At 65.6% G+C, this 16,940-nt stretch carries 16 protein-coding genes and 1 tRNA gene; 11 read left to right on the top strand and 6 right to left on the bottom strand.

The genetic code is table 11. The features are described from left to right. Positions 1-81 precede the first annotated feature (81 nt). The 4 genes from E8L99_RS19300 (at position 82) to E8L99_RS19285 (ending at position 3,521) form a co-directional block, all read left to right on the top strand. Positions 82-651: an NADPH-dependent FMN reductase gene (locus tag E8L99_RS19300; RefSeq protein ID WP_137101073.1), complete on the top strand. Its 570-nt coding sequence runs from the start codon at positions 82-84 to the stop codon at positions 649-651. A 151-nt stretch (positions 652-802) separates the two neighbouring features. Then, a complete protein-coding gene (locus tag E8L99_RS19295; protein ID WP_137101072.1) occupies positions 803-2,824 on the top strand; it encodes an acetyl-CoA carboxylase biotin carboxylase subunit in 2,022 nt (673 codons plus the stop codon). Positions 2,825-2,911: 87 nt separating this feature from the next. Continuing rightward, a tRNA-Leu gene (locus E8L99_RS19290) sits at positions 2,912-2,996 on the top strand. 129 nt (positions 2,997-3,125) lie between these two features. Continuing rightward, positions 3,126-3,521, top strand: coding sequence for a VOC family protein (locus E8L99_RS19285; protein ID WP_137101071.1), 396 nt, complete (start codon positions 3,126-3,128; stop codon positions 3,519-3,521). Positions 3,522-3,564: 43 nt separating this feature from the next. Here E8L99_RS19285 and E8L99_RS19280 read toward each other — a convergent pair whose 3' ends face one another. Both E8L99_RS19280 and E8L99_RS19275 read right to left on the bottom strand, forming a co-directional pair. After that, the gene (locus E8L99_RS19280; protein WP_137101070.1) at positions 3,565-4,011 is read right to left on the bottom strand and encodes a nuclear transport factor 2 family protein; all 447 of its coding nucleotides are present in this window, start codon (positions 4,009-4,011) and stop codon (positions 3,565-3,567) included. Positions 4,012-4,169: 158 nt separating this feature from the next. Next, positions 4,170-4,955, bottom strand: coding sequence for a polysaccharide deacetylase family protein (locus tag E8L99_RS19275; protein WP_137101069.1), 786 nt, complete (start codon positions 4,953-4,955; stop codon positions 4,170-4,172). Positions 4,956-5,047: 92 nt separating this feature from the next. Between E8L99_RS19275 and mgtE the strand changes: the two genes are divergently transcribed. The 4 genes from mgtE to E8L99_RS19255 all read left to right on the top strand — a co-directional run bounded on the left by mgtE (position 5,048) and on the right by E8L99_RS19255 (position 10,068). Beyond that, positions 5,048-6,445: a magnesium transporter gene (gene mgtE, locus E8L99_RS19270; RefSeq protein ID WP_137101068.1), complete on the top strand. Its 1,398-nt coding sequence runs from the start codon at positions 5,048-5,050 to the stop codon at positions 6,443-6,445. A 194-nt stretch (positions 6,446-6,639) separates the two neighbouring features. Beyond that, positions 6,640-8,196, top strand: a complete 1,557-nt coding sequence (locus E8L99_RS19265; protein ID WP_168201736.1) for a putative bifunctional diguanylate cyclase/phosphodiesterase — start codon at positions 6,640-6,642, stop codon at positions 8,194-8,196. Positions 8,197-8,304: 108 nt separating this feature from the next. Beyond that, entirely contained in the window at positions 8,305-9,024 is a 720-nt protein-coding gene (locus E8L99_RS19260; protein ID WP_137101066.1) for a ribonuclease activity regulator RraA, read from the top strand. Between the two features lie 57 nt (positions 9,025-9,081). After that, positions 9,082-10,068: a glycoside hydrolase family 25 protein gene (locus E8L99_RS19255; protein ID WP_252511161.1), complete on the top strand. Its 987-nt coding sequence runs from the start codon at positions 9,082-9,084 to the stop codon at positions 10,066-10,068. A gap of 4 nt (positions 10,069-10,072) precedes the next feature. Here E8L99_RS19255 and E8L99_RS19250 read toward each other — a convergent pair whose 3' ends face one another. Beyond that, positions 10,073-10,564, bottom strand: coding sequence for a methyltransferase family protein (locus tag E8L99_RS19250; protein ID WP_215907016.1), 492 nt, complete (start codon positions 10,562-10,564; stop codon positions 10,073-10,075). A gap of 98 nt (positions 10,565-10,662) precedes the next feature. On the opposite strand from E8L99_RS19250, the gene E8L99_RS19245 reads away from it, so the two are divergent. Together E8L99_RS19245 and E8L99_RS19240 are read left to right on the top strand one after the other, a co-directional pair. Then, positions 10,663-11,835, top strand: coding sequence for an isovaleryl-CoA dehydrogenase (locus E8L99_RS19245; RefSeq protein WP_137101065.1), 1,173 nt, complete (start codon positions 10,663-10,665; stop codon positions 11,833-11,835). 78 nt (positions 11,836-11,913) lie between these two features. Next, a complete protein-coding gene (locus tag E8L99_RS19240; RefSeq protein WP_137101064.1) occupies positions 11,914-12,732 on the top strand; it encodes a YdcF family protein in 819 nt (272 codons plus the stop codon). On the opposite strand, the gene E8L99_RS19235 is transcribed toward E8L99_RS19240, so the two are convergent. Both E8L99_RS19235 and E8L99_RS19230 read right to left on the bottom strand, forming a co-directional pair. Next, positions 12,733-13,566 (bottom strand): hypothetical protein, encoded by an 834-nt coding sequence (locus tag E8L99_RS19235; protein WP_137101063.1) that lies wholly within the window; start codon positions 13,564-13,566, stop codon positions 12,733-12,735. A 228-nt stretch (positions 13,567-13,794) separates the two neighbouring features. Then, a complete protein-coding gene (locus tag E8L99_RS19230) occupies positions 13,795-14,064 on the bottom strand; it encodes a DUF3253 domain-containing protein (protein WP_137101062.1) in 270 nt (89 codons plus the stop codon). Positions 14,065-14,196: 132 nt separating this feature from the next. Between E8L99_RS19230 and E8L99_RS19225 the strand changes: the two genes are divergently transcribed. After that, positions 14,197-16,188: a hypothetical protein gene (locus E8L99_RS19225; protein WP_137101061.1), complete on the top strand. Its 1,992-nt coding sequence runs from the start codon at positions 14,197-14,199 to the stop codon at positions 16,186-16,188. Here the strand turns inward: E8L99_RS19225 and E8L99_RS19220 are convergent. Further along, a complete protein-coding gene (locus tag E8L99_RS19220; RefSeq protein ID WP_137101060.1) occupies positions 16,139-16,816 on the bottom strand; it encodes a DUF599 domain-containing protein in 678 nt (225 codons plus the stop codon). The two genes, E8L99_RS19225 and E8L99_RS19220, sit on opposite strands and share 50 nt — an antisense overlap. Positions 16,817-16,940: the final 124 nt, after the last annotated feature.

Genomic DNA, 16,940 nt, shown 5'->3' with positions numbered 1-16,940 from the left:
CCTCGGTTACAAAGAGTAACTTGGTTGCCGCGCCACGCTAGGTCAAGCGTCGGACCGTCGGCAGCGTTTACGGAGATTCCCATGAGCTTCAAGCTCCAGACCATCATCACCTCGACGCGTCCGAGCCGGGCGGGCGTGCCCGTCGCCAACTGGTTCCACGATCTCGCCCTCAAGCACGGCAAGTTCGATGCGAGCCTCGTCGATCTTGCCAGCTTCAACCTGCCGGTCTTCGACGAGCCGAAGCATCCTCGCATGGGCCAGTACGAGTTCGAGCACACGAAGAAGTGGGCGGCCAGCGTTGCGCAGGCGGATGCATTCGCCTTCGTCATGCCGGAATACAATTATTTCCCGCCGTCCTCGTTCATCAATGCGCTGACCTATCTGGCGTCCGAGTGGAACCACAAGCCGGTGGCCTTCGTGACTTATGCCGGTATTTCCGGCGGTCTGCGGGCGGCGCAGGTGGCCCGCTCGCTGGTGACCACGCTCAAGATGGTGGCCATTCCGGAAGGCGTGCCGGTGCCTTTGTTCTCGACCCTGATCGGTGAGGACAAGGTGTTCCGCGGCACCGAGCCGATGGCGCAGGGCGCCAACCTGGTGCTCGACGAATTGCACAAGTGGACGACTGCGCTGAAGCCGATGCGCGCGGCCTGATCGGCAAATCTCTCGGATGTGATGCGAATTGGCACGGCGGTTGCGACTTTCGTCGGGGCCGTCGTCCGATTAGCTGAGTGGACGGGCGGGCCGACCTGGCTCTAATAGCCGGCAGACCGCTGGCTCCGCGCGTATTCCGAGAGTTTTCCGCATGTTCAAGAAGATCCTGATCGCCAATCGCGGTGAGATTGCCTGCCGCGTGATCAAGACCGCGCGCAAGATGGGCATCAAGACGGTTGCCGTCTATTCCGACGCCGACCGCGACGCGATGCACGTGGAAATGGCAGACGAGGCCGTTCACATCGGCCCGCCGGCGGCCTCCGAGAGCTATCTCGTCATCGACAAGATCATCGCCGCCTGCAAGCAGACCGGCGCCGAGGCTGTCCATCCCGGCTACGGGTTCCTGTCCGAGCGCGAGGCCTTCGCCCAGGCGCTGAAGGACAACGGGATCGTCTTCATCGGCCCCAATCCGCATGCCATCGCCGCCATGGGCGACAAGATCGAATCGAAGAAGGCGGCCGCCGCGGCCAATGTCTCGACGGTGCCGGGCTATCTGGGCGTCATCGAGGACGATGTTCACGCCACCAAGATCGCCAACGAGATCGGCTATCCCGTGATGATCAAGGCCTCCGCCGGCGGCGGCGGCAAGGGCATGCGCATCGCCCATTCGGCAGCCGAGGTGGCGGAGGGCTTCAAGCTCGCCAAGTCGGAGGCGAAATCGTCCTTCGGCGACGACCGCGTGTTCGTCGAGAAGTTCATCGTCAATCCGCGCCATATCGAGATCCAGGTGCTGGGCGACAAGCACGGCAACGTCATCTATCTCGGCGAGCGTGAGTGCTCGATCCAGCGGCGCAATCAGAAGGTCATCGAGGAAGCGCCGTCGCCACTGCTCGACGAGAAGACGCGTCGCGCCATGGGCGAGCAGGCTGTCGCTCTGGCCAAGGCTGTGCAGTACGATTCGGCCGGCACGGTGGAATTCGTCGCGGGCCAGGACAAGTCGTTCTATTTCCTCGAGATGAACACCCGCCTGCAGGTGGAGCATCCGGTGACCGAGATGATCACCGGCGTCGATCTCGTCGAGCAGATGATCCGTGTCGCCTATGGCGAGAAGCTGAGCCTCACCCAGGCGCAGGTGAAGCTGAACGGCTGGGCGGTGGAGAGCCGCATCTATGCCGAGGATCCCTATCGCAACTTCCTGCCGTCGATCGGCCGACTCGTGACCTATCGCCCGCCGGTCGAGGGCAGGGCGGGCGACGCCGTTGTGCGCAACGATACCGGCGTCTTCGAAGGCGGCGAGATCTCGATCTACTATGATCCGATGATCGCCAAGCTGGTCACCTGGGCGCCGACGCGCGCGCAGGCGATCGCGGCCCAGGCCGATGCGCTCGACGCCTTCGCCATCGACGGCATCCAGCACAATATCCCGTTCCTCTCGGCGCTGATGCAGCACGGCCGCTGGCAGAGCGGCAATCTGTCGACCGGCTTCATTGCCGAGGAATATCCCGACGGGTTCAAGCCGCGCGCGCCGGAAGGCGAGGCGGCAACCGTGCTGGCGGCGGTGGCTGCCGCCATCGACCACGTGCAGAACCTGCGCAAGCGCAAGATTTCCGGCCAGATGCGCAATGGCGCCAAGGTGCAGTTCGACCGCGATCGCGTGGTGATGCTGGGCGACAGCCGCCACGATGTCGAAGTGGTGGACGAAGAGGCGACGATCGCGGTGAGGCTGTTCGACGGCGCTGGCGGCGCCGAGCACGGCACCCATGTGGTCGCCTCCGGCTGGGTGCCGGGACAGCCGGTCTTCGCCGGCACGGTCGATGGCAAGCCGGTCAATGTGCTGGTCCGCCCGATGCCGAATGGCGCGGCGCTGGCCTATCGCGGCATCGCGGTCCGCGCCCATGTCTATACCCGGCGCGAGGCCGAGCTGGCCGCGCTCATGCCGGTCAAGGTCGCGGCCGATACCGGCAAGAAGCTGCTTTGCCCGATGCCGGGCCTCGTCAAGTCGATCGCGGTGGCGGTGGGTCAGGAGGTCAAGGCGGGCGAGGCCCTGTGCGTCGTCGAGGCCATGAAGATGGAAAACGTGCTGCGCGCCGAGCGCGACGGCAAGGTCAAGTCGATCGGCGCCAAGGCCGGCGACAGCCTGGCGGTGGACGCCGTCATCATGGAATTCGAGTGACCCCCAGAGAATGCGGCAGTCACGGCTTGCGGCGGCCAAACCGCTCTGCTAGACAGCCGCTCTCGCCGGGCCGCCCCCGGCGATAACGCGGTCGTGGCGGAACTGGTAGACGCGCTACCTTGAGGTGGTAGTTCTTAACCGAGTGGAGGTTCGAGTCCTCTCGACCGCACCAATTCTCTTCCGGGAGTCATTCCCCGGCAGGGTCCAGACGGGAGCTCCGGTTCGCCGGTTTTCCACCCAAAGGCGAGCCTCAGGCTCGCCTTTTGTGTTTCAGACGGGCGTGCGCCCCGACGAGGTCCTCATGCAGACGACTGTGCGTCCGTTCCTGATGTTCCAGGGTCGCGCCGAAGAGGCGATGGAGTTCTATGTCGACCTGTTCGATGACGCGGCGATCACCGAGATCGTCCGCTATGGCGCGGGTCAGCTGGGGGCCGAGGGATCGGTGATGCGCGCGGTGCTGGAGATCGGCGATCTCGCCATCATGTGCATCGACAGCCCGGTCAAGCACGCCTTCACCTTCACGCCGGCCTCGTCGCTCTATGTCGAATGCCCGTCCGAGGCCGTGCTCGAGCATGTCTATGAGGGCCTCACCGAAGGTGGCAAGAAACTGATGCCGCTCGACGATTATGGTGTCAGTCGCAAGTTCGCCTGGGTCACCGACCGTTTCGGCGTGTCCTGGCAGCTCAACCTGGCGTGAGCCGCGGCCAGGGCGCGGCCGGGCCGCATGGCCGGTGTCCGGCTCAGTGCTTCTGCGGGTTGACCGGGGCGGTCGCCATCTGGATGGCGGTGGCTTCGGAATTGAAGAAGCACTTGATGTTATAGGCCAGCCCGTCGCGGACCGAGATGATATCGCAGCGTTCGCTCTCGATGAGCATGCCGCTGCGCACATGTTCCGACGTCACGTGCAGGTGCACCATCGCCTTGTCGTCGTTGGTCAGCATGTCCTCGACCAGCATGTCGATGGGCTTGAGCTCGGCGAAATAGGCCTGGTGCGCGCGGACGATGTTGTGCCGTCCCTTCCATGTCCCCGCATAGGGATTGAGCAAGGGGTTGCCGAGGATGGTGAACACGCAATCCTCGGTGCAGAAGGAGGTGACGTAGTCGGTTCGACCGTTGCGGAGGTCGTTATAGACCTGCCTCAGCTTCTCACGAATGCTGAGCCCGCTATGGACAAGCTTCGCCGTCATTGCATGCTCCGGAATGGCTGGGAGGCGACAAGACCGCCGGCCTGATCGGCCAAGTCGTGTGCGTGCATTGCCGTGTCAGGTAACCCGACGGAAATTAGGCTGGCCTGTCTGCAAAAGCAAACAACGACGCGCGACAAAAGCACGCAGAGCGTGCCAGGTCAGGCGGCACCGCGGGCCGGTTCCATGTGCACGACCTTGTATGCGCGGCGCTTCAGTTCACGCAGGAAGGCCGGGATCATCGCCGCCGTCTGGGGGCGGGGGTCGTGGAACAGGATGATGCCGCCGCCGGTTTGCTCCAGTCGGCGCAAGGTCAGCGCCAGCTGGTGTTCCGGCGTCATGTCATTCCAGTCGGAGACCCAGAAGTCGCAGCCGAACACGCCGATGCCGCGGCCGGCGAGGTGGTCAAGCAGCGGCACGGATGAGCCAAATCCTGGAAAGCGGAAGAAGGGCGTGCGCGGCGCGCCTGCATACTGGCCATAGAGCGCATGGTCGACGGCCGAGAATCCCGCCTCGATATCGGCGAGCGCGCGGGGCAGGGGCAGGTCCGCCAACGTCATCGGATGGGTCATCGAGTGATGGGCGACCGTGTGACCCTCGGCCAGCGTGCGCCGCGCCAGGGCCGGCGCGCCCTGGGCCATGCGCCCGATCAGGAAGAAGGTGGCGCGCACGCATTCACGGGCGAGAGCGTCGAGCACATGGTCGGTGGGGCCTGGATGGGGACCGTCATCGAAGGTCAGCACCACTTCCCGCGGAGCAAGGTCGAGCGTCTGCGCAAAGCTCTTCCGGCCGACGCGCAAGCCGCCCGACAGATCGATCTTCATGACGCGGTGGGTGCCAAGCGCATCCGACAGGCAAGCGGTGCGGCCGAGCGCCAGAGCCGGCGTCGCTAGCAGGCTGACAGCGCCGATCAGCGCCCGTTTGGAGACGCGGTTCTGCAATGTCATCGCGCCGTCGTTCCCGGCTTGCCAAAAGCATCCGTGCGCTTCAAGAAGGCGCAGACCTCAGCCATCATTCCAGCAGTCTCCGAGAGGCGTCCATGGCCGAAACCAGCGCGCCGATTCCCCATGTCGAAGATTGGCGCGATGATGAGGGCGAACTCAAGACAGAGCTTGTCCGGGCAGTCTCCGACGCGGTCGAGGCGGGCGATGCCGTCCGGCTGAAGGACCTCGTCGGCGAGGCGCATGAAGCCGATATGGGCGACCTGATCGCCCAGCTGTCCAGCGACGAGCGGACCCGGCTCGTCGAACTGCTCGGCGCCGATTTCGACTTCAATGCGCTGATCGAGGTCGATGATGCGATCCGCGTCGAGATCCTCGAGGACCTGTCGCCGGAGCAGGTCGCGGAAGGCGTCGCCGATCTCGACAGCGACGATGCGGTCGCCCTGCTTGAGGATCTGACCGAGGAGGATCGCACCGAGATCCTCGACAAGTTGACGCCGATCGACCGCGTCGCGCTGAAGCGGGCCTTCGACTATCCCGACGATTCGGCCGGCCGGCGGATGAAGGACGACTTCATCGCGGTGCCGCCGTTCTGGACAGTCGGTCAGGTGATCGACCATCTGCGCGAGGCCGATGACCTGCCCGAGGATTTCACCGAAATCTTCGTGGTCGATCCGGGCTATCACCTGCAGGGCCATATCCGCCTCGATCGCATCCTGCGCACCAAGCGCGGCGTGCCGGTGACCGAGGTGATGGAGGAGGATGTCCGCACCGTCGAGGCGGGCGAGGACCAGCACGACGTGGCCCTGATGTTCGAGCGCTACAACCTGCTCTCGGCAGCCGTTGTCGACGATGCGGGCAGGCTGGTCGGCGTGCTGACTGTCGATGATATCGTCGATGTCATCGAGGAGGAGGCGGACGCCGAGATCAAAGCGCTCGGCGGCGTCAAGGCGGACGAAGAGATCTCCGACAGCGTGTGGACCACGGCCAAGGGCCGGTTCGGCTGGCTGTTCATCAATCTGATCACCGCCTTTGTCGCCTCGACGGTCCTGAAATCCTTCGAGGTCGAACTGGAGAAGATGGTGGCTCTGGCGGTGCTGGCGCCGATCGTTGCGAGCCAGGGCGGCAATGCCGCGACCCAGACCATGACGGTGGCGGTGCGGGCATTGGCGACCCACGAACTCGGGCCTCACAACGCGCTGCGCATCATCATCCGCGAGGTGATGGCGGGATTCATCAACGGCCTGGCCTTTGCGGTGATCACCGGCCTGATCGCCGGATTCTGGTTCGGCATCGCGGATCTCGGCCTGGTCATTGGCCTCGCCATGATCTGCAACCTTGTCGCGGGCGCGATGGGTGGCATCCTCATTCCGCTCGCTCTCGACCGGCTGAATGCCGATCCAGCGGTATCATCGGGGCCCTTCGTGACTACGGTCACCGATGTCACCGGATTCCTTGCGTTTCTTGGAATCGCGACCTGGTGGTTCAAGATATAAGATAGATGACTATAGGTAATGTTTGGGTTGTTTCTATTGTGACGACCGTGTGACAACGACATGTTGCCGGCTATCATACACGGCAGGCCAAGTCCTTACTTCTGTTAATAATATTACGAAAAGAATTATTCATTTCTGCCCCGCTAGGTTCCTCGCAACGACCGTGTTTTCGGTCACGCATGCGAGATGTCGCAATGACAGTGTCGACAAAGCATCATGCCGATGCGGCGCTCAGCGGCCATGTTCTGGCGGTCGCTGCTGCCATCGTCCTGACCATCGGATTGATCTGCGTGCTCGGTGTGGTGTCCGATCACGCGGTCCGGCAGGTCTTCGGCGCTGACGAGACGGGCTTCCGCAATATCACCATCCTGGCCCTGGTCTCGTGCATGGCGGCCGGGGGATTGCTGATCAGGCTGCGGATCGCCCATGCGCGGGTGATCCGGCATGCCCGGTTCCTGCTGCCCGTGGGCACGGACGACCTCACGGGATTGCTGAACCGTGCAGCCTTCTACCGGGCCTTCGACCGGGTTCTGGAGGCAGCCGATCGCGGCCAGCCGTTCACGCTGCTGCTGCTGGACCTCGACCACTTCAAGGACGTCAACGACACGTTCGGTCATCATGCCGGCGATGCGGTGCTGGCGCGTGTCGCATCCCGCTTGCGCAATGTCTGCGGGGGAGAAGCCGAGATCGCGCGGCTGGGCGGCGACGAGTTCGCCGTGATCATTCAGACCGTGGCCAGTGGCAACCATGTCGCGCGCGCCTGCCAACTGATCATCGACGAGATCAGCAAGCCGATTCCCTTCGACAGCGACAATCTGCTTGTCGGAGTCTCCATTGGCTATCTTGAGGTCAATCAGCCGGACGCAGGCCGCGACGACCTGATGCGGCGCGCCGACAAGGCGCTCTATACCGCCAAGGATCGCGGCCGCGGGCATGCCGTCGCCTATGACGGCAATATGGACAAGGATGTCAGCCAGCGCCGGTTCTTCGAGCGCGAATTGCGCGGGGCGGTGCTCACCGGCGAGATCGATGTGCATCTGCAGCCGATCATGGCGGCCGATGGCAGGCGGGTGGTGGGCGTCGAGGCGCTGGCCCGCTGGAACCACAGCTATCGCGGGCTGATCATGCCGGGCGAGTTCATTCCCGTCGCCGAGGATACCGGCCTCATCCATCAACTGGGAGCGACAGTGCTCAAGCGAGCCTGCCAGGCGGCCGTCGCCTGGCCTGACCTGTTCGTGACGGTGAATGTCTCGCCGCTGCAGATGCGCCGCGGCGATTTCCCGGCCCTTGTCCAGTCGGTTCTGAACGAGACAGGGCTTTCGCCGGGGCGACTGGTGCTGGAAATCACTGAAGGCATCATGATCGACGACCCGGAGAAGGCGCTCGTTGCGATCCGGGCGGTGCGCAGCCTCGGGGTCAAGATCGCGCTTGATGATTTCGGCACCGGCTTTTCATCGCTGTCCTATCTGCGCAAGTTCCCGATCGACAAGCTGAAGGTCGACCGGTCCTTTGTCCGCGACCTCGACATGGGCGCCGAGGCCGGCGCGATCCTGCTCTGCGTCATCAATGTGGGGCGGGCCCTCGGCCTGGAGGTGATCGCCGAGGGCGTGGAGACGGAGGAACAGGCCACGTTCCTGCGCAACGCCGGCTGCGACCAGATGCAGGGCTTTCTCTTCGGGAGACCGATGGAGATCGGAGAGGCGGGAAGAGCCATCCGGCGTGGCCGGACGGTGCATGTGGAGGCCGCCTGAGGGCCAGCTCTCACCAGGCTCCCAGGAAGCGCGCTCGACACGGGCGCCGAGGTCGGGCAGTTTCCGCAACCTCTGATCCACCTTCCTGACCCAAATGAGTCCTCAGTCATGACCGACGTCCTGCCCCTCGATCCCGCCATCAAGGCCAAGCTTGAGACCATCACCACCGCGACTCTCACGACGGTGCTGCTCAAGAAGGGGCTTCGGAAGATCTGGATGGCGGGTACGCAGCCCTTCTCCCATGCCGGCAAGCGCACCGTCGGGCGGGCGTTCACGCTGCGCTTCGTGCCGGCGCGCGAGGATCTCGCCACGCCCGCCAGCTGGTCGCACCCGATCTCGACGCGCGGCGCCATCGAGGCGATGCCGGAGGGCGTGATCGCCGTCGTCGACGCCATGGGCTCGAAGGATGCCGGCATTTTCGGCGACATCCTGTGCGCCCGCATGGCCAAGCGCGGCGTCGCCGCCCTCGTCACCGACGGCGTGGTGCGCGACGCCGAGGGCGTGCGCGGCACCAAACTGCCGGTCTGGTGCTCGGGCGCGGCTGCGCCTGCCTCTGTCGCTGCGCTGACCTTCATCAACTGGCAGGAGCCGATCGGCTGCGGCGGCGTCGCGGTGTTCCCGAACGACATCGTGGTCTGCGACGGCGACGGCGCCGTTCTGATCCCGCAGGACATGGTCGACGCGGTGCTTGAGGCGGCCGAGGCGCAGGAGCACCTCGAGGGCTGGCTGATGGGCGAGGTCGAGAAGGGCGTGCCGCTGCCGGGCCTCTATCCGCCGAATGCGGAAGCGAAAGCCCGTTACGAAAAGGAAACGGGTCGTAAAGCATAAGGGGCGCTTGCTCCCGGCCATCCCCCGGCCATCATTTCTGGTCAAAGCGCTCGATCCATGGTCCGCTCAGCCGTCCGCTTCGCCCTGATCTCCGCTGCCGCGCTGGCTTTGGCCTCCTGCGGCAGCGTTCCCATGGAAACGGCCGCGCCGTCGAGCGACCATCCGTTCCCGACACTGACCCAGACCACCGGCCATTCGGCCCACGAGATCCACGGCATCGACGTCTCCAAATATCAGGGGACGATCGACTGGGAACAGGTGAGGGCGGCTGGCGTGTCGTTCGCCTTCATCAAGGCGACCGAAGGCGGTGACAGGGTGGACGACCGGTTCCGCGAGAACTGGGAGGGTGCGCGCCGTGCGGGAATTGCGCGCGGCGCCTATCACTTCACCTATTGGTGCCGGCCGATGGCCGATCAGATCGAATGGTTCAAGCGCCACGTGCCGAACGAGCCGGATGCGCTGCCACCCGTGCTCGATGTCGAGTGGAACTTCGAATCGCCGACCTGCGCCCGCCGCATCCCGATCGCTTTGGCGCAGGCCAAGATGCGCGAGTTTCTCCACGCGATGGAGCGGCATTACGGCAAGAAGCCGATCATCTATGCCGACATCATGTTCCACCGCGAGGTCCTCGCGAACAACGAGTTCGCGCAATATCCGTTCTGGGTGCGGTCGGTCGCGGCGCTGCCGCATGTGCGCTATCCGGGCCGCCGCTGGGCGTTCTGGCAGACGACCGCCACGGGCCGCGTCGCGGGTATCAACGGCAACGTTGACCGCAACCTGTTCGCGGGCACCCGAACCCAGTGGCAGCGACTGGCCCAGTCCAGTTTCCGCCATGGCGCGCCGACAGCAGTTGCGGCCGCTCCATCGCCTGTGCCTGAGCCCGCGGCGGCACCTCAGCCTGTCCTCGCCTCGGCCACCCAGGAACCCGCGGCCGCTCCGCAATCCGTGCCGACTGCCGGGACTGTGCCGCCCACCGTGCCCGTGCCGGCGGGCGATACGCCGACCATGATCGCGCCGCTGCCGGTGTCGCGGCCGCGTCTCTGATCGTTTAGAGCCAGCGGCGCACGCGCGCTGCATAGGCCTGCCATTGCTCACCGAAGCGTGCGGCGAGATGGGCTTCCTCGCGCCGCACGGCCAGGCGATCGTCCAGGATCAGGCAGACGATGGCGGCAAGGTCGTACCAGGGCGAGGAGGACATTCCGCCGAAGCCCGCCATGATCAGCGCATTGGCGAGATAGATCGGGTTGCGCGAGAACGCGAAGGGCCCATCGGTGACGAGATGGGTGGTGGCCCGGTTCGGCAGGAGGGTGGTTCGCCCGCGCAAGAGCGCCATGGCGGAGGCCGAGACCAGCGCGAGCCCTGCGCCGAGCATCAGGGCACCCTTCAGGCGCATGAGATCGGGCGGCAGATAGGCCGGCAGCGGCCAGAGCACGCTCAGGCCATAGGCCGCCAGGAGGCAGGTGACGAAGATGATCGGCGGCAGCGGCAGCCGGTTCGGACGGTCGAAATAGGGATCGTGTGGTTCGGGTGAGGCGGCCATGGCTGGTTCCTGCAGGCGGTGCTGGCCGCTTGGCTGATCATGACAGAGGATGGCCTCGCTTCTATAACAGCGTCAAACCGCTGATCCGGGAGATCATCATGCTGCCCAACGCGCCGCGCCCGTTCGATTTCGACCTTGGCGAGACCGCCGACATGCTGCGCGACACGGTGTTCGCCTTCGCGCAGGCCGAGATCGCTCCGCGCGCTGCCGAGATCGACAAGACCGATCAATTCCCGATGGATCTCTGGCAGAAATTCGGCAACCTCGGCCTCCTGGGCATGACCGTGCCGGAGGAGGATGGCGGCACGGGCCTCGGCTATCTCGAGCATGTGGTCGCGATGGAGGAGATCTCGCGCGCCTCGGCGTCGGTCGGCCTGTCCTACGGCGCCCATTCCAATCTCTGCGTCAACCAGCTGCGCAAGAACGGCAATGCCGAGCAGAAGAAGCGCTACCTGCCGAAACTGATGAGCGGCGAGCATGTCGGCGCGCTCGCCATGTCGGAGCCAGGTGCTGGATCCGACGTCGTTTCGATGAAGCTGAAGGCGGAGAAGCGCGGCGATCGCTATGTGCTGAACGGCACCAAGATGTGGATCACCAATGGCCCCGACGCCGATGTTCTCGTCGTCTACGCCAAGACCGATCCGGCGGCAGGCTCGCGCGGCATCACCGCCTTCCTGATCGAGAAGAGCTTCAAGGGCTTCTCCTGCGCGCAGAAGCTCGACAAGCTCGGCATGCGCGGCTCGCACACTGGCGAACTGGTGTTCCAGGATTGCGAAGTCCCCGAGGAAAACGTGCTTGGCTCGGTCGGGCGCGGCGTCAATGTGCTGATGAGCGGCCTCGACTACGAGCGCGCCGTGCTCTCCGCCGGTCCCATCGGCATCATGCAGGCCTGCATGGACGTGGTCATGCCCTATGTCCATGAACGCAAGCAGTTCGGCCAGGCGATCGGCGAGTTCCAGCTGGTGCAGGGCAAGCTCGCCGACATGTATGTCTCGATGAACGCCACGCGTGCCTATGTCTATGCGGTGGCGAAGGCCTGCGATCGGGGCCAGACGACCCGCGAGGACGCAGCCGGCGCCATTCTCTACGCGGCCGAGAACGCTACCAAGATGGCGCTCGACGCGATCCAGCTGCTCGGCGGCAATGGCTATATCAACGACTACCCGACCGGCCGCCTGCTGCGCGACGCCAAGCTCTACGAGATCGGGGCCGGCACATCGGAAATCCGCCGCATGCTGATCGGACGCGAGCTGTTCAACAAGACGACGTGACGGCTCGCGGCCTCACTTCCGCCGCCCGGCACGGCGATAGGCCGCCTGGGCGGTGATGCCTGGCCTGAGGCGGAACCGATGTTCTTCTATCTCTCGAAAATCGTCTGGTGGGTGGCAGCCCCCTCCAATGTGCTGATCGGTTTCGTGCTGATCGGCGCGGTGCTCCTGTTCACGCGCTGGAGCCGGAGCGGGCGGCGCATGGTCGCCTTCGGCGCACTCGGTCTGCTCGTGTGCGGCATGGCGCCGGTCGGCATCATGCTGGCGCGGCCGCTGGAGGCGCGCTTTCCGGTGCTGTCACAGGAGATGGCGCCGCCGACGGGGATCATCGTGCTCGGCGGCTCGATCGACCAGATCACCACGGCCGCGCGCGGAGGGCAGGTGGTCATCGGCGCGGCCGGTTCGCGCATTACCGAGGCGGCGGCGCTGGCCCATCGCTATCCGCAGGCGCGGCTCGTCTTCACCGGGGGCTCGAATGCGCTGTTCGCGCAGGATGCCGAGGACGAAGCGGCGGCCGCTGCCAGATTGTTCGCCCAGATGGGCATTGCCACCGCGCGCATCACCATCGAGCGGGAGAGCCGCAACACCTGGGAGAACGCGGTCCTGACCAAGGCCATGGTCAAGCCGCAGCCCGGGGAGCGCTGGCTGCTGGTCACGTCCGCCTGGCACATGCCGCGCTCGGTCGGCATCTTCCGGGTCGCCGGCTTCGACGTGATTCCCTATCCCGTCGATTTCGAGAGCCGCAACACCGACCGCGAGATCCGCCGGCCGGTGCTGCCGATGAGCCGCGGCCTCGACCTCGTCGACCGGATGGCGCGGGAATGGCTGGGACTGCTGGCCTACCGGGTCGGCGGGCGCACCGATGCGCTATTCCCGGCGCCAGGTCCTGCCCGGCCCTGATCAGGCGGCGACCGTCGCCCGGCTGTCCGGCCCGATGGCAAAATCCTGCGAGAACACACTGTTGCTGCGGTGAAGCGCGACGACCTGCCGGTCATTTTCGTCCTGAGACAGGGAATAGACCGCATATTCCCGCGATTTCTTGAAGGTGATGCCATATTCGGTGTCGAGAGTGACCTGGCGGTTGGGATTTCCGGTCAGCGAGATCACTTGATAGGAATCATCCTCGTATGCTGGCTTGTCGGTCGTCGAGGCCCGGTCGCGGTAGTAGATGCCGAAGCGCTTCATCGCCTCGCTGGCCGCCGAGCGGAAGGCTTCCTCCTCCAGGAGCGAGACTTCCTCGCGGAATGCAGCGATCTCCGCATCGTCGTAGAGCATCCAGCCTTTCGGGTGGTTGGTGAAATAGCGGTCCAGCATCAGGAGCCGCGACAGGTCGACATAGACGGCCGCCATCTGGTCCAGCCGCTCGCGGTCGGTCTTTTCGTACCGCGTGCAATGGCGCGTGCGCACGATGTCGAAGTCGGCAGCGCGAGGATATTGCGCCTTCAGCGCATTGAACTGCTCGATCTTCCAGCCGTCGCCGGATTCTCCCGCCTCCATCTGCCACTCCAGCGCCGCATAGAAGGCGCGCCCGAACAGCGCGATATCGGCAGCCAGCAGGATGTGGGCGATCTCGCGCCGGAGCAGCCGAAGATAGGCGGTCTCCGCGCTGAAATAGCGGCTGGCGAGGGCATTGCGATCGGGCTGCCCGCGCTCCTGCCGCGATCGGTGGGCGAGAAACAGCAGCGGATAGCCGAGAACCAGGGCGGCGATCACCAGATAGAGCAGATATTGCATCGCAGCGTGCTCCGGGCGAGGGGCTTGATCAGCCCCGGGGGCGGCCTGCACTTCGTCCATCGTGGAAGGCGCGCGCATTCGCTCGCGCCGGCCAGCGACCGCACCGCAACACTGCAACTTACTCAGCGAATCTGTAGATGCTGAAGGCTAACATTCATGGTCGAACCGCGTAAAGCGCGATCCTTGGCAAAGCCGCGCGGGCGCTAGGTTTGTGCGACCTTGGCGAGCTCAGTCCTCGCGCGGGATGGTCAGCCGGTAGACGCCCTTGAAATCGGCCGGGTCGACCGGCTTGCCCTTGCGCAGGATCAAGAGCCGTCCATCCTTCGCAAGCTTGACCGCGGCCCGCCGCGCCGGCTGCATCAGGCTGTGCCAGTCGAGGTCGCGAGCACCTGCAACATGCTTGGCGGCTTCGGACGGGCAGATCGACTTGGACACACCGCGTTCGCGGGCCAGCTCAAGGATCGAGGCTTCGAGATCGGAATCGACGGATTGGGTCATGAGCCCGTCATGACGCCTTCGGCCACGCGCGTCGAGACCTGACGGCACGAAATCGAAACGCGGGGGCGTCAATCTGCCGGAATTGACGAGCCGGGGGAGTGCATGCGGAAGGCAATCTGGTGCGGAATGGCCATGGCATTCGCGCTCGCCACGGGCGAGGCCCGTTCCCTGGACGCCGGCCGGCCGCTCGGCGACATCACGGATGTTCGCGTGCTGCAGGCGCTGGAGGAGCGCGGCTTCGGCTTCGGGCGGACCTTCGAGGTGACGTCTACGGGCAGCAACGAAGCGCTCAGCCGCGGCAGCGAAGCCTATCGCCGGATCGTCCAGACCGTCACGGCCGATGTCGGCGCCTTGCGCGCCGAGATGGCGGCAACCGGGCGCCGGCTCTACGAGATCACCGATGGCAATGTCGGCCGCGTGTTCGAGCTCGCCTGGCTGACCTCGCCAAGCGCGCGGTTCCGGCTGGTCGGCCTGGTCACGCGCTTCGACCGGCGCGATTTCGCTGATGATCCGGCAAGCTGCGGCGAAGTGCGGCTGATCTACCGGCTCGCCTATCGGATCGAGCGGGGTGGGCGGGCGCTTGCCTCGCGCATGCCGTTCTCGGTCAATGTGGTCCATGATCTTGGCAAGCCGGCCGAGGGGACCTGCGCGGATGTCGTGCGCCGGTTCGCGCCTGATGCAGGCGGCGCCAGTCCCGCTGGGCAGGCGGCATGGCTGGCGAATAGCCCGCTCGCCGGGTTGGCGCTTCGCCCCAAGCAGATCGAGATCAATGCGCAGATCGTCCGCTTTCCCTCCGGCCAAGAAACGACGTTCGGGGGCCAGGCCGCCTATCTCATGCGGATCTTCGGCGTGGAGGCGGGGACCTCCGCCGTCAGGCTCTATGAGAAGGTGCTGGAAAACACGCCGGATGTCGCCCGCTTGCAGGCGGATGCGGCCTTGCGCGGCCAATTGGCCGCGTTCCTCACCGAGCGCGCCGGCGATGTCGATCGTGGCGTGTTCGTGGTGCCGGAGCGATTCCTTGCCACCAAGGTCATTTCCTATTCGACCTATGGGTCGGCGAGGCTCGCCAACAAGCCCTATACCCAGCTGTTCGGCGCGGCCGGCCAGGCCCTTGCGGGGTCGACGGGGGCGCTTGCCTTCGCCCGGTCCGGGCCTGCCTTTCTGGAGCGGCTTGATACTGCCACGTGTCAGGGCTGCCACCAGTCCAATGCGACCGCCGGCTTTCATGTGATCGGCGAGGATGATCCGACGATCTCGCCGCTCAACCGCGTGCTGGTCGGCGTCTCGCCGCATTTCGCCGCCGAGCGGCCGCGCCGCGCCGCCTATGCCGAGGCGATATTGGCGGGACGCGAGCCCAACCGGTTCCGGCCCCTGCCGATGGCGCCGCCCGCCGACTGGTCCGCCGCGCCCGCCTATCGGCAGGCGACACTCGGCCAGACCTGCATGCCGGACGCGACGCGCCGCCAGTTCGGGGCTGGCTGGACCTGCGGGCCGGGCGCGAGCTGCGTGTCGCTTTCGAGCAATGATGCGGTCGGGCTGGAATTCGGCCAGTGCCTGACGACCGAGAAGCGGGCGGAATATTCCGGTCAGGCCTGCCTTGCCGGCCGCATCCAGACGGTTTCGGCGGCTCAGCCGTGGCGCGACCGGTTCACGGTGACGGCGCAGCTCAACAGCCGCGCCACCGCGATCAATTTCCGCGACCATACCTGCCGTCCGCCGGTCGGCGGCGCGCCGGCAGGCCTCGCCTATCGCAAATGCACCGACGAGGACCGCCGCTTTTCAGGCTTCCGCCCTGGCCAGCCGGCGCCCAACGAGATCTGCGGCTTTGCGGGCGGGCGCGCCTTCGACATCTGCGTCGCGTCGAACGATTTCGCCTCGTGCCTTGGCGATTCCATCGTGCGCGGCATGCGCGCGACCTGTTCGGCGGAGCGCATGTGCCGCGAGGATTTCATGTGCCAGGCCTTGCCAGCCGATCTGCCGGACGTGGGCAAGGTTGCGGGCCTTGGCTACTGCTCGCCAACCTATTTCCTGTTCCAGATGCGGCTCGACGGCCATCCGGATCCAAGACCAAGCGCTACTGCACAGCCCGCAGGCTCGCCGAGGCGAACTGGCGCCGGTAGATGACGAAAACGACCGCCGCGGTCGTCACGATGAAGAGATAGGGCCCGGCGAACCAGCCGAGATAGCCGAGCGCGAAGAAATAGGCGCGCTGACCGCGGTTGAAGTGGCCGGCGGCTATCGCATTCATCCGGGCGGCGCGGTCGGCCATGGCCTTGGCTTCATCGCTCATCCGACGGTCGCCGTCCGGCGTCGCGCCGATGAGGATCGCGCAATAGTTGAACAGGCGGTAGGCCCAGGCGAATTTGAAGAAGGCATAGACGAAGATCAGCGTCAGACCGGCGACCTTCACCTCCCATTGCGCGCGGTCCATGGGCAGGCCGAAGGGCAGGGTGCGCACGATGTCGACTACCCGTTCGGTGGCACCGATCAGGGTGAGGCAGGCGCCGACCGCCAGCAGGGAGGTGGAGGCGAAGAAGGCCGTGCCCTGCTGCAGGGTCATGTTGATCTGGCCGTCGATGATCCGGTTCTGCCGCAGCCGCATCTCGTCCATCCAGCGCTGGCGATAATCGGCCATCACGGCGGTGAGCCCGCGCGTCTGGCGCGCCCGGGAATCGACCAGCCACGCATAGCCGATCCAGGCCACGACGAAGAAGGCGAGCGAAACGGCGTCGAGCGGTGTCAGTCCGAGCATGGGACAAGGGGTAGCGCGGGCGGGGGCCGGACGTCGAGAGCCATTCGCTTGGAGGACTACTAAGGCCTGGGCTTGCGGTGCTAGCGTCACCGTCCGACCTGCCCGTGACGGGCGCCCCATCCGG

Origin of the sequence: Phreatobacter aquaticus, from assembly GCF_005160265.1 — a bacterium.
Lineage (GTDB): Bacteria > Pseudomonadota > Alphaproteobacteria > Rhizobiales > Phreatobacteraceae > Phreatobacter > Phreatobacter aquaticus.
Note: the sequence above shows the minus strand (reverse complement) of the source record. Positions and strands in the feature narration are given on the sequence as shown.